Genomic DNA, 12,524 nt, shown 5'->3' on the forward strand with positions numbered 1-12,524 from the left:
GACCTGCGTATCATCCGCCCCTTCGTGTATGCGCGCGAGCGTCAGACCGTCGACTTTGCCCGCCGCGCCGGCCTCCCTGCCATTATGGACAATTGCCCTGCCTGTTTCCGCATGCCCACCCAACGCATGAATATGAAGGCCCTGCTTGTTGAGCAGGAAAAAAACCACAAAAATATATTTTCAAGTCTTCTGACGGCTATGCGTCCGCTTATGAAAGAAAATACTCCTGTTTTTTGAACATATTTACCACTTTTAACTGACCACCATCATTAATTTATGGATTAAAATATTTATGTAAAAAGTAGAAATTAAATATTATTTTATTGGTTTATATGCGGATTTATCCCTTTACAGCAAGTATAAAATCTGCTAGAGTTACGGTAAATCAACAGCTTACAAAGCGGGTGATTTACCATGAAATACACCTACCTGGACTTCAAAAGTGACTTCCCCAATGACGCGGCTTGTTTAGCCAGAATCATGGAACTACGGTACGGAAACGAGCCAATTTGCGCTAAATGTGGGAAATCCACTCACTTTTATCCTATCGCTGGCCGTCGGGCATTTTCCTGCCAATGGTGTGGCCATCATGTCTACCCCTGCGTCGGTACCCCGTTTGAGAAGTCCTCAACGCCTCTGACGCTCTGGTTTCACGCCATGTACCTGATGACCTCCACCCGCAACGGCGTGTCAGCCAAAGAGCTAGAGCGGCAGCTAGGCGTGACTTACAAGTGCGCCTGGCGCATGGGCCATGAGATACGCAAGCTCATGGGAGAGAGAAACAAACTGAACGGGCCTCTCTCGGGCCATATCGAAGCAGACGAAACCTATGTCGGAGGTCGTGCCAAAGGTGCCGGGCATCATGGTCCTAAAACTGGCGACAAAACAGTCGTCTTCGGTATGCTCCAACGTGAAGGCCAGGTTAAAGCCGAAGTCGTGACAGATGTTAAACGCCGTTCACTAAGACCCATCATCGAGAAGAATGTTCTTCCTGGTTCAACGATCAGCACAGACGAACTACGCAGCTATGCCGTGCTTTCCTCGCATGGCTATCAACACGGAACCGTAAACCACAGCGGTAATAACTGGGTTAACGGCATACATCATACTAACGGCATGGAAAACTTCTGGAAACATCTGAAAGGCGGTATCCGTTCGACACACATTCATGTGTCGCGAAAACATTTACAGAACTACGTCGAGGAATTTAGTTTTCGGTTCAATAATCGAAAAGAACCGGGAACTATGTTTTATCGGATGCTTTCACACCTAGCACGGCGTCAGACAGAAGCTGGTTAAAAGCTTCTTTGTGATTTCTATTTTCTATTTTCTTAGTTTTTGCCGCGGATTTTTTTAGCTTCTTCGGAGTCGAGCGCCGCATAAAATTCCTTCTTGGTTACTCCTGCCTGCCGAGCCATCCATTTAATCAGATCCTGTGAAAATGGAGCTTTGGGGCAATCAACAGTTACTTTTCTAAACTGACCGCGAAATTTTTCGGTAACCCAATCTTGGTGCGAAGTCCCAGCCTTTTTTGGCCGTTCCTTAAAACCCAGATTTTTTAATATCTGTTCAACTTGTGGGCAAGTAAGCGGCGGATGTTCTGAGGACATTATGCCGCATGATTGTAGTGCCTATTGGCAATGAGAAATAGTAAGCGGCAATCCCATCTTAAACAGCCGACGAAATTCACGATGAATAGAGCCAATCTGACAGAGGAAAACGTACCAATAATATTTGGCCCAATAAGCAAATGGCGCACGCCGATTTAGCAACTTACCAACATGTGCTTTATCTTGACCACACAAAGCATCTTGAACGTAGTCAAGAATCATATGCTCAAGCTTATGCTTTACTTCATCAAATGAAGAGGCTTGGGCAGCAAGAGTAAGATCAAGACAGAATGCTTGCCATTGATTGTCTCGCTTCTCAGCGTAGCAATGGAGCACTAACCTAGACGGTGAAATATTCATAATGGACTCCCAATTTCCATTAGATGGCATTAGGCACTTAAAACTTCAATGTGTTCAAAACTTGAACACTTATTTGCCATAAAAAATTTGCAACCTTGACATAACCCAGCTTATGGGTCACGCTTAGCAATCTGCCATCGAGACTGCTAACTAAAGGTGGCACTTTCATCACTGACCTACCACAACATGTGGTAGGTCAGTGATTCTCTTAAAAAAGCAAAACCCGCTTTTTATGCGGGTTTAATGAATAAAAGGCCGGATGCCCGGAGCGGTTGAACGGGACCCCTTTGCAAGGGGGATGGTGTCGCAGCCACACGTGGGTCCGAATCCCACTCCGGTCTCCTGGCCATTTACAACGATAAGATGCGTGAGTGGTGGAACTAGCAGACACAGCTGACTTCTAATCAGCCGCCTAGCCGGGCATACGGGTGCAAGTCCCGTCTCACGCAACCTCTTCTTGAAAGCTATTCCTCCAGAAATCTCAAAGAGCAGCTTTTGACCTTCCTTGCTCTTCCATACCTGTAGGGCATTAAACATCATCAAAATGCTGTTAGGCCCAATATGTAGTGTTTAACTAAGTATCACAGGAAGTGACTCTTAGCAAGTTTCTCTTGACATTTATCGGAAATAATCTACCGCGTATCTGTTAATACTTGACTGTCAAGCCCATTCGTCGGCGACGTTTGGGGAAACTTTACACTTTGGTTTCTTGAGAAACCTGCCTCCCCACCCTGGACTCTCGATAGACTCCCTGGGTGGGTATGAAAAATGTTAGTACTTACTTACCTGCTCCCAAGGGAGAAATCCCTTTATATGTAGAATTATGGGATTTAATTATTGACATAAAGCGGTTTTCAACCTTCGGTTGATCGGCATATTGATCCAAATGCCCTTCCATGGCGTTTGAAACCAATTCCAAACGTTTTTCCGAGTCTGGGTGGGTTTTGAACATCAACGATACGGCATCATCCTTGGGATTAATGGAAGAAAGCGTCTGTAAAGTGGCAGGCAGCCCATAAGGGTCGTAACCAGCACGCGCGGCCAACACCACGCCCATGCGGTCGGCGGCGAACTCGTCCTCTTTATCCAGACCGCGTGCATATATTTCGGTGCCGGCACTCACGAGCTTGGCGTATCCCGGTTTGTTGCGGCTCAGGGCGTCGCTCGCCATATCCACCAGCTTGCCCTTGCGCATGGTATTCAGCGCGTGCTTCTCGACGACGTGACTGATCTCGTGCGCCAGCACCCCGGCGAGTTCGGATTCATCGCGCATGCGCATCAGCATCCCGCGCGTGATGAACACGTAACCACCCGGGGTGGCAAAGGCGTTGACGCTGTTCGTATCCAGCACGCCGAAGCGCCACGGCAGATTGGGACGGCTGGTGTGCAGAGCGATCCACAGGCCGACCTTGTTGACGTAGGACTGCAGCGCCGGGTCGTTCACCAGCGGGGCCGCACCCAGCAGATTGGCCGCCACGTCTTTACCGAGCGTGATCTCATCGCTTTCGGATGTCGGCTTGAGCGGTTTAAGTTTCTCGCCGACACCGCGCAGCTTGTCGAAATCGAAGGCCGTGGCCGGCAGCGAGGTAGTGAGCGTCAGTGCCGTGAAGAGCAACAATGCTATTTTGGAAATTTTCATAAATTCTCCCTGATTCATTCCTTGCTCAGGAATGGAACATCCTTTTCCTGCAGTCCAACGCTGCGCGCAAAATCGCGCGAGGTCGTGTCATTTGTGCGGCTCGCCTCCATGGACTCCACCGCCTTGGGATTGGGTTTGGCGCTCTTGAGTTCCTCGGCGCTGAGGCCACGGATGCCGGTGGTGGCGACGATGCCCTGCGAGCCGGAACGTCCAGTCTGACTGACATTTTTGAGCGCCGTCAGGCCGCCACCGGTATTTTTTGCCTCCGGGCTTTCTCCGGCGCGCACCTGATGCAAGCGCGCCCAACCGGATTTGCCTTGGGCGGAGATCCGCATCCAGCCACCGTGGCGTTCGAGGATGTCCACTTTCGTATTGGACGGCAGTTTTCCAGCCGGCTTGGCGTCGCGGTAGGGTGTGGCCATCAGATCCACGGCGACTCGCGTGGTGCCGGTATCCTTCGCATAGGCCGCGCCGGTGACAGCGAAACCGAGAGTGAATGCCAGAATGATCAGTCGTTTCATGATGTCTCCCATTTCGGCTCGAACAAGTGAACCGGTTCTTCCTTGCCCTTGAGTTTGACCGCGCCGTGGTCGATGAACGTATATTTTCCGCAGGCGGCGCGCACGGCAGCCGAAACCAGAATCCGCGCGCGTCCGCGGGTCGCTCCTTCGACACGGCTGGCGGTGTTCACGGTGTCGCCGATCACGGTGTAATCCTGACGATGCTGCGGCGAGCCGATGAAACCCACTACCGCTTCACCGCTGTGCAACCCGATACCGATGTCGAATTGCTCGCCATCGGCCCCGACCTCCCGCTTGAAACGCATCAGTGTCTGCTCCATCTCGCGTGCGCAGGCCAGTGCGCGGCAGACATGGTCCGGTTGATCCGTCGGCGCGCCCCAGAACGCCATGATGGCATCGCCGATGTATTTGTCCAGCGTTCCCTCGTGGCGGAAGATCACCTCGACCTGCAAACTGAAATAGCGGTTGAGCAGATCGACGATCTCCGGTGCCGATTTGCGTTCGGAGAGCGAGGTGAATCCCTGGATGTCGGAAAATAACACCGTGATCTCACGCTTCTGACCGGACAGCGCCGCGTCGGTTTCGTCTTTCTCGACGAGTCCTTTCACTACGCGCGGATCGAGGAAGCGGGAAAACAGCGAGGTAACGCGCTGGCGGTTTTTACGCTCGAGGCGCCAAGCGCGCAAAGCCGCCAGCAGGTAGTAAAACCAGCCACCGAAAAGCAGTGGCACCACCACCGGCACGTGTAAACGTCCCTGCACCAGTGCTGCCCAAGCGGCGGTTACTACCGCCACGCTCGCGGCAAGCCAAGCGAGGCCTATCACGAGCACACTAACGCCGCGTGTGAACGCAGCGGCGAGCGCAAGGAGCGTAAGCGCCGTCAGGGTAGGTACAACCCAGGCAGGCGCGGCGCGCAATCGCTCGCCATTCTTGAGATTGTCGAGGGTCGTGGCCAGTACTTCGGTGCCAGGGTAATCGGCGCCCATGGGCGTCAGCTTGAGATCGTGCAGGCCCGAGGCGGTGGTGCCGACGATCACGATCTTGCCGCGGAATTCATCCGCCGGCCGTTGCCGCAGTTTGCGCTCGAGGTCGGTGAATACCTCATGGAAGGAAACCGTGCGATAGGATCTGGTCGGGCCATGCCAGGTCAGCATCAGGTTCGCGGTATCGGGAACGGTGTAACCCAAGTCGCGCGCCACGCGCGCGGGCAAAGAGGGGATACGCCAGCCGTAAACGTCCAGATATATTGGATAACGCCGGATGACCCCGTCGTTGTCGGCGAAGACATTGATCGTGCCGAGCCGCCCGGTCTGGGTCAGCCCCGGCAGCGGCAGTAACAAGGCGGCGCGCGCCTCGGGGTTGGCGGTTGGTCCGGTCGCGGCATTTTTGAGTTCTTTCAACAGATAGCCGTTTCCGCGCTCGGCCTGGGGCGGGGCAGACAGGCGCACCATCGGAAAATACACGTTGGACAAGGACGCGGCCGTGCGAATGAAGTAAAGATCATCGGTCACATGCTCCTTTTGCGGGTCGATGAACAGAATGTCGAATACAACCGCGGCCGGTTGCTGGCGCGCCAAGCCCTCCAGCAGTTGGCCGAACACGGCGCGCGACCAGGGGTAGCGGCCGTATTCGGGAACCATGGCCTCGAGCGTGGGCTCGTCGATGTCAATCATGACAATGCCCGGGTCGGGCGGGAGGCGCGCGGCGAGGCTGCGCAGATTCCAATCGAGGTAGAGATTGTCCAGCCGGCTGGCGGCATCCCAGTGCACCGCCGCGAGCGCCACCACCCAGACGATGACGGCGAGCACAAACGGGGTGCGCCGCCGCGCCGTTTTAGTAATCGAAAATGAAGCCCTATTCGCTTCGCTCATTCGTCTTGTCGATTAATGTAGCCCTACTTCGCTGCGCTCCGTTCGTCCTGTCATAAGATGAAGCCCTACTCGCTACTCTCGTTCGTCTTGACATAAGATAGCCGAGACTAACCCAGCAGGGAGCCGAGTCCAAGCCGCCGCGCCGCGTCGGCGCGCGATAGTCATTCGATGAGCCCATCACGTTCGACCAAATCGAAAGCCGACAACCCAGATCAATCGCTTTCGTTTCTGACGCTCAAGCACACGCAGAGCAACTACGCGCCGCGTTACTGGCCGAGCTGGGCGTGGCTGTTCCTGTTGCGGCTGATGGCGACGCTGCCGCTATCGTGGTCGCGCGTCGCGGGCGCGGCGCTGGGACTACTCATGATGGTCACAAATGAGAAACGCCGAAAGATCGCGCGCATCAACCTCGAGATGTGTTTCCCCAAACTGAGTTTGCGCGAACGCGAACGCCTGCTGCGGCGGCATTTCATCGTCAGCGGCCAGAGTTACTTCGATCTGGCTTATCTCGCCTGGGCCTCGGAGCGCCGCATCCTGCGCAAAACAACCATCCGCGGTTTGGAACATTACCAAGACCTGCGCGGGCGAAATATTATTTTGCTCGCGCCGCATTGTGTCGGGATGAACTTCGGCGGGGCTGTGATAGCGCGCGAGCGCGCGCAGTTCTCGATGGTCAAGCTGCAGCGCAATCCGGTGGTCAACGGGCTGCTGAATCGCGGACGCATGCGCTTCGGCTGTTTCCTGCTGGCGCGCCAGCAGGGCCTGCGTCCCGTGATCCGCGGACTCAAGCAGGGACTGGCGTTTTACTATCTGCCGGACGAAGACTTCGGCCAGCGGCAGTCGGTGTTCGTGTCGTTCTTCGGCGTGCCGACCGCGACACTCACCACGCTCGGGCGCCTCGCGCGCCTGACCAACGCGTTGGTGGTGCCGTGTTTCACGCGCCTGCTCCCCGGCGGACGCGGCTACGAGGTGATTCTCAAGCCGCCGTTGGAGGATTTCCCCAACGGCGATCGCACGCGCGATGCCGCGCGCATGAATGTCGTGATCGAGGAGGGCTTGCGGCACATGCCCGAGCAGTACCTGTGGACCTTCAAGATCTTCAAAACCCGCCCGGGCCACGCGCCATCGCCCTATGACTGATGCCAGCCTGAGCCGTTTCCTGCATCCGCGCTGGTGGGCGACGTGGATCGGCCTCGGTTTCATGCGCGTGGTGAGCTGGTTGCCGCTGCCCCTGATTGCGGCTTTCGGTAGCGCGCTCGGGATGCTCTTGTACAGGCTGCACGCCGGGCGCCGGCATATCGTGAACGTCAACGTGCGTCGCTGTTTTCCGGAGCTTTCCGCCCCTGAGCAGGGGCGGATCGCGCGCAAGCATTTTCGCGCCTTCGGCCAGACGCTGCTCGATATCGGCATTTCCTGGTGGGCCTCGGAAGCGCGCATCCGGCACCTGACGCGGTTTCGCGGCCGTGAGCATTACGACCAAGCACTGCGCGAAAACAAAAATATTATTTTGCTTGCGCCGCATTTTCTCGGTCTCGAATACGGTGGCATCCGGCTCTCGATCGAGCGGCCGATGGTCACGGTGTTCCGCCATCCGGTGAACGAATTGTTGAGCATGGTGATGGAGCGCGCGCGCTCGCGTTTTCAGCTCAATCTTGTCGAGCACATCAAGCCGCTCACGGCACTGGTGCGACAGACCAAAAAGGGTGTGCCGCTGTATTATCTGCCGGACCAGGACGCTGGCCCGCGCCAATCGGTGTTCGCGCCGTTCTTCGGTATCCCCGCCGCCACCTTTGTTGTCCTGCCGCGCCTCGCGGAGATGACGGATGCGGTGGTGATTCCGTGCATCACGCGCCAGCTGTCATGGGGGCGCGGCTACGAAATCAATTTCCGCCCGCCGCTGAAAGATTTTCCTTCCGGTGACCCGGTCGCCGACACCACGCGCATGAACCGGGAAATCGAAGCGGCGGCGCGGGAAATGCCGGAGCAGTATTTCTGGCTGCACAAGCGGTTCAAGACGCGTCCGAAGGGCGAACCGGCGTTTTATTAGCCGGTTTCATGTTCGATTTGTGGTCTATTCTTTACGGTTAAGTTACCACTCGTTGAGAAAGGCATGATCCGGTTCATCAACTGCGTGCGCAAGCGGTCCGACGTCACCTCCGAGCAGTTCCGGCAATACTGGAACGACCCAAAATTCGATGCCATTGTCGATCGGGTGGTGGAGTACACGGGAGCGACGGGCCGCTCGAAAAATCTGACGCTGATGGTGGCCGCTAACGATCTCATGCACGAGAAGCGAGCCTTCGGCGAACCGTTCGACGGGGTGCTGGAGTACTGGTGGGAGGATGCTGGGCAGCTGAACGCCGTGCTCAATTCGCCGCAGTGCGATGTGCTGATGAAGTCGATGCTGGATTTTCAGATACAGTTCGTTGATCTCGAGAAGTCCTGCGCGTTTTTTACTGAAGCCCAAGAGTGATGGTGCGTGCACTGCGCGCACGACTGAAAAAATAATTGCGGTTCCCCGCACCACTGCTGTCGTCCCCGCGAAAGCGGGGACCCAGGTCTTGAATGGTATCGCGCGCCTTGCGCGCGATCTCAAAAGCTAATTGCGGGTGAAGCCCGCTCGACTATTTCTGCAAACGTTTAAGAAAAACCGCCATCTCTTTCGCCGCCTGCTTGTCGCCTTTCTCTTCTGCAACCTTGATTCCATCTTTGTAAGCTTTGATCGCTTCGTCATTGCGGCCCGCATCGGCGAGCGCATTGCCCAGCAGTTTCCACGCGGCGGAATATTTCGGATCTTTCTCTACCGCCTTGCGCAGGTGCTCGGCGGCCTTGTCGAATTGATTGAGCTTTAAATACTCGGCCCCGATCCCGTAACGCACCAGCGCGTTGTCCTGCCCGCGCGCGAGCATGGATTCGAGGTTGTCGAGAATAGCCATGGCTATTCCTTGGGCGGCTTGGGGTTGACGCCGAGCTGCTTGAGTTTGCGGTAGAGATGCGTGCGTTCCATGCCGGACATGCGCGCCACTTCGGCGACGTTGCCGCCGGTGCGTTTCAAGTGATGCTCGAGGTAGGCTTTCTCGAACTGATCGCGCGCGTCGCGCAGCGGCATTTCCATGAGCGTCGGCGGATAAGCCTCAGGCGAGACCGGTGCCGGTGTGCCGAGGGTCTGCTCGACCTCGGCCTCGGTCACTTCCTCCCCACGATTCAGGATCAGCAGTCGCTGTACCACGTTGCGCAGCTCGCGCACGTTGCCCGGCCAGGAGTAGTTGCGCAGCAGGTTGAGCGCGCCGGTGGTGAACTTGCGGTAGGGCAGATGTTCGTTGTCCGCCATCCAGTTGACGTAGAAATTGATGAGTTCCGGCACGTCCTCGTGGTGCTCGCGCAGGCTCGGCACGCGCAGCGGCACGACGTTCAGGCGGTAGTAAAGATCCTCGCGGAAGCGTTTTTCCTCCACCGCTTTCTGCAAATCCTGATCGCTGGCGGCGATGATGCGCACATCCATCTCAACCGTTTCGTGGCCACCCACACGGATGAAGTGTTTCTGCTCCAGCGCATCGAGCAATCGCGCCTGCGTGGCGCCGTCGAGGCCATTGATCTCGTTGAGCAGCAGGGTGCCGCCGGCGGCCTGCTCGAAACTGCCGGGCTTGATCGCTCCCTTTTGTTCCTGCCCGAAGAGCTGCGCGGCCACGTGTTGTGGCGAGATCGCCGCCAGACTCACCTCGACAAAAGGCGCGTCCTTGCGCCCGCTGTGCGCATGCAGGTAACGCGCCGCGACCGCTTTGCCGCTGCCCGCTTCGCCGGAGATCAGCACCCAGGCGTCGGTGGCGGCGATGCGCTCGATGCTCTCGCGCAGTTGCTGCATCAGCGGACTTTTGCCGATCAACGTAGTGGCCGGTTCGGCCTGGCGACGCAGGCGCAGGTTTTCACGCCGCAGCTTGTCGTTCTCGAGCGCGCGTTCCACGGTGACCAGCAGCTTGCCCATCGACAGGGGCTTTTCGATGAAGTCGTAGGCGCCGAGGCGCGTGGCCTCAACCGCGGTTTCGACCGTGCCGTGCCCCGAGATCATGATCACCGGCATTTCGAGATTGCCGGATTGCGCCCACTCGCGCAGCAGGCTGATGCCGTCGGTGTCCGGCATCCAGATGTCGAGCAGCACCAGATCGGGACGCTGCTTGCGCACCGCTTCGCGCGCGGTTTTGGCGTTCTCCGCCGTCACCACCTTGTAGTGCTCGTCCTCGAGAATTTCCTGCACCAGCCGGCGGATGTCCGGCTCGTCGTCCACCACCAGGATGTAACCGGGGTTCATGCCTTCTTCTCCGCGTGCACGGGTTTAGGAACCAGGGATTTTTCGGCGGACACTGCCACGGCGTCACCGATCGGCAGGCGGATGACGACGCAGGCGCCGCCGTCCTTGAGGTTCTCCGCGAGGATGGCACCGCCGTGCTCCTCGACGATGCGCTTGACGATGGCCAGCCCCAGTCCCGTGCCCTTTTCCTTGCTGGTGACATAGGGCTCGTACAGCCGCACCAGTTGCGCCTCCGGGAACCCGGGGCCGTTGTCCTGTATCTTCAATTCAGCAAAACGGTGTGTGTTCTCCGTCAGCACGCGAGTGCTCACGTTGATCATCGGTTTGGGCGTGGCGGTGAGCGCCTCGCGCGCATTGAGCAGCAGGTTATGCAGTACCTGGCGCAGCCGGCCGGGATCGGCCGAGATCACGGGCAGGTCGGCGTCGAGATCGAGCTTGGTTGCCACGGTGCGCGGCGCTTTTCCCTTGCCGGGTTTGTCGTCGGCGCGATACAGCGGCACTACGCCGGCGGTGCTGAGGCCGCGTTCGTTCTTGTACAGCTCGATGACATCGCGAATCAGGTCGTTCAGGTCTACCGGGCGCGACTGCATCTGCGCGGAGCGCGCGTATTCGGAGAAATCGTTGACCATGGATTTGAGCGCTTCGACTTGTTCAATGATCGTGCGCGTGGCGCGTTCGAGCGCCGCGCGTTCTTCTTCCGGCACCTGGCGCAAGTACTTGTGGCGGATGCGCTCGGCCGAGAGCTGGATGGGGGTGAGCGGATTCTTGATTTCATGCGCCATGCGCCGCGCCACTTCGCCCCAAGCGGCGTCGCGTTGCGCTTGGATGAGCGTGGTGATGTCGTCGAACACCACCACGTATCCACCGCGCTTGCCGCGCCACGAGGGCAGCGACGTGCCGCGCAGCATCAGCGTGCGACGACGACCGTTCACCGCCAGCTGTATCTGTGTCTGCCATTCGGTCTGGCCGGCGGCCGCGGCCTGTTCGACCGCCTCGGTGAACGGGTGCAGGGTCGGATAGTGCTCCGTGAGCCACGCCAGTGATTTGCGCCCACTTGTCTTGAGCTCGGCGCCGAGAATCTGGCTCGCCGCCGGGTTGTGCGTGCGCAACAGCAAGCGCTGGTTGAAGGTGAGCACGCCGGAGGACAGGCGCCCCATGACGGTTTCGAGGTAGGCGCGCTGGATCTCGGCTTCCTGCTGGCTGCGCTTGCTCTGCGAGTGCGCGCGATGAATGCGGCGCGTCATATCGTTGAAGGACTCGACGAGGATGCCGATTTCGTCGTGGCTGGTGACCGGAATCTGCTTTTGATAATCGCCCTGGGCCACCGCGTGCGTGGCTTCAGCCAGTTCGCGGATCGGCGCGGCCAGCCGCCGCGCCGAAAAGATCGCGGCCCAGACCGCGATCAGCAGCGTGAGCAGCGCGATCAGCGACAGCGTGAGCGTGAAGCCGAATTTGAGCGGGCCGCGCAGGTACACGAGTTTTTCGTATTCGGCGAAGGCCGACTGCACCGATTCGCCGAGCTTAGCGTAGCGCGGCGGCAGGGCCTGGAGCACCTGCAGCACACGCACCGGCGCACCGACGTCGCGCGAGCGCACCGGCACCACCACCCGCAGCCGCAGACCGGATTTGCCGACGGCGTCGATGTTGGCGTAGGTCAGCCCCTGGCGCGCCTGCGTCAGCACGGCGTCGCCCGGCCGGTTCGGCACCAGCGTGCCCGGCTCGAAGCTCGCCTCGCTGACCGATGCGATGATCTTGCCGTCCTGGGTGAACAGCGTCAGTTCGGTGATGTTGTACTGCTCGCGCAGCGCGTTGAGCAAGGACAGTTCCGAGCGCAGCCCGCCGATTTTTGGCTTCACGGGCAGGGTTTCCAGTTCCACGGCTATCTCTTGGGTGTTTTTGACCAGGTCCTGTTTGAGCGCATCCAGTGCGGTGCGCCCGAGCAGCAACGCATCGTCGAGCGCGCGTTCGATGCGCACGTCGAACCAGTTGTCGATGCCGCGATTGAGCGTCTGGATCGAGAAGAAGAACACCACCGACACCGGCAGCACCGCAAGCATGACGAACATCACCAACAGCCGCAGCGTCAGCCGCGTGCCCATCACGCGCGCGCGGTACTGCTCCACGAAATGAAACAGGTTGAGCAGGATCAGCGCGATCAGCAGCACCACGCCGAGGATGTTGACGAGCAGCAGCACCGAATACATCCGCCCGAACAGC

12 protein-coding genes, 2 tRNA genes and 1 pseudogene are annotated in these 12,524 nt (G+C 58.2%); 7 read left to right on the top strand and 8 right to left on the bottom strand.

Translation table 11 applies throughout. The features are described from left to right. Together ACC569_RS11750 and ACC569_RS11755 are read left to right on the top strand one after the other, a co-directional pair. Positions 1-237, top strand: a pseudogene (locus ACC569_RS11750) (tRNA 2-thiocytidine biosynthesis protein TtcA); the annotation flags it as partial. Between the two features lie 177 nt (positions 238-414). Beyond that, positions 415-1,299 carry an IS1595 family transposase gene (locus ACC569_RS11755; protein ID WP_372523723.1) on the top strand — a complete coding sequence of 295 codons (885 nt, stop codon included), beginning with the start codon at positions 415-417 and terminating at the stop codon, positions 1,297-1,299. A 32-nt stretch (positions 1,300-1,331) separates the two neighbouring features. On the opposite strand, the gene ACC569_RS11760 is transcribed toward ACC569_RS11755, so the two are convergent. Continuing rightward, positions 1,332-1,610, bottom strand: a complete 279-nt coding sequence (locus ACC569_RS11760) for a type II toxin-antitoxin system HicA family toxin (protein ID WP_372523724.1) — start codon at positions 1,608-1,610, stop codon at positions 1,332-1,334. Between the two features lie 21 nt (positions 1,611-1,631). Next, on the bottom strand, positions 1,632-1,970 hold the full coding sequence (locus ACC569_RS11765) for a DUF1902 domain-containing protein (RefSeq protein ID WP_372523725.1): 339 nt from the start codon (positions 1,968-1,970) through the stop codon (positions 1,632-1,634). Positions 1,971-2,223: 253 nt separating this feature from the next. Here ACC569_RS11765 and ACC569_RS11770 point away from each other — a divergent pair. Further along, positions 2,224-2,311, top strand: a tRNA-Ala gene (locus tag ACC569_RS11770). Between the two features lie 24 nt (positions 2,312-2,335). Next, positions 2,336-2,419: transfer RNA gene (locus tag ACC569_RS11775), tRNA-Arg, on the top strand. A gap of 329 nt (positions 2,420-2,748) precedes the next feature. Here the strand turns inward: ACC569_RS11775 and ACC569_RS11780 are convergent. Genes ACC569_RS11780 through ACC569_RS11790 form a run of 3 tightly spaced genes read right to left on the bottom strand, consistent with a single transcriptional unit; the run spans position 2,749 to position 6,001 of the window. After that, complete coding sequence (locus tag ACC569_RS11780; RefSeq protein WP_372523726.1) at positions 2,749-3,609, bottom strand: M48 family metallopeptidase; 861 nt, start codon at positions 3,607-3,609, stop codon at positions 2,749-2,751. 14 nt (positions 3,610-3,623) lie between these two features. Beyond that, positions 3,624-4,130 (bottom strand): SH3 domain-containing protein, encoded by a 507-nt coding sequence (locus ACC569_RS11785; RefSeq protein ID WP_372523727.1) that lies wholly within the window; start codon positions 4,128-4,130, stop codon positions 3,624-3,626. After that, positions 4,127-6,001: a CHASE2 domain-containing protein gene (locus ACC569_RS11790; RefSeq protein WP_372523728.1), complete on the bottom strand. Its 1,875-nt coding sequence runs from the start codon at positions 5,999-6,001 to the stop codon at positions 4,127-4,129. Before ACC569_RS11790 ends, ACC569_RS11785 begins: the two co-directional genes overlap by 4 nt. A gap of 168 nt (positions 6,002-6,169) precedes the next feature. Here ACC569_RS11790 and ACC569_RS11795 point away from each other — a divergent pair, with 168 nt between their 5' ends. The 3 genes from ACC569_RS11795 to ACC569_RS11805 all read left to right on the top strand — a co-directional run bounded on the left by ACC569_RS11795 (position 6,170) and on the right by ACC569_RS11805 (position 8,474). Next, positions 6,170-7,141 (top strand): lysophospholipid acyltransferase family protein, encoded by a 972-nt coding sequence (locus ACC569_RS11795; RefSeq protein WP_372523729.1) that lies wholly within the window; start codon positions 6,170-6,172, stop codon positions 7,139-7,141. Beyond that, positions 7,134-8,048, top strand: coding sequence for a lysophospholipid acyltransferase family protein (locus ACC569_RS11800; RefSeq protein ID WP_372523730.1), 915 nt, complete (start codon positions 7,134-7,136; stop codon positions 8,046-8,048). The genes ACC569_RS11795 and ACC569_RS11800 overlap by 8 nt, the downstream gene beginning before the upstream one ends. A 63-nt stretch (positions 8,049-8,111) precedes the next feature. Continuing rightward, positions 8,112-8,474, top strand: a complete 363-nt coding sequence (locus ACC569_RS11805) for a hypothetical protein (RefSeq protein WP_372523731.1) — start codon at positions 8,112-8,114, stop codon at positions 8,472-8,474. 151 nt (positions 8,475-8,625) lie between these two features. Here ACC569_RS11805 and ACC569_RS11810 read toward each other — a convergent pair whose 3' ends face one another. From ACC569_RS11810 to ACC569_RS11820, 3 genes are all read right to left on the bottom strand, one after another. Next, a complete protein-coding gene (locus ACC569_RS11810) occupies positions 8,626-8,937 on the bottom strand; it encodes a tetratricopeptide repeat protein (RefSeq protein WP_372523732.1) in 312 nt (103 codons plus the stop codon). A 2-nt stretch (positions 8,938-8,939) separates the two neighbouring features. Further along, entirely contained in the window at positions 8,940-10,307 is a 1,368-nt protein-coding gene (locus tag ACC569_RS11815) for a sigma-54-dependent transcriptional regulator (protein WP_372523733.1), read from the bottom strand. After that, positions 10,304-12,524 (bottom strand): ATP-binding protein (locus tag ACC569_RS11820; protein WP_372523734.1); only part of this gene is annotated, 2,221 nt, incomplete at its 5' end. The genes ACC569_RS11815 and ACC569_RS11820, both read right to left, overlap by 4 nt.

It is taken from the genome of Sulfuricaulis sp. (assembly GCF_041499725.1).
GTDB lineage: Bacteria > Pseudomonadota > Gammaproteobacteria > Acidiferrobacterales > Sulfurifustaceae > Sulfuricaulis.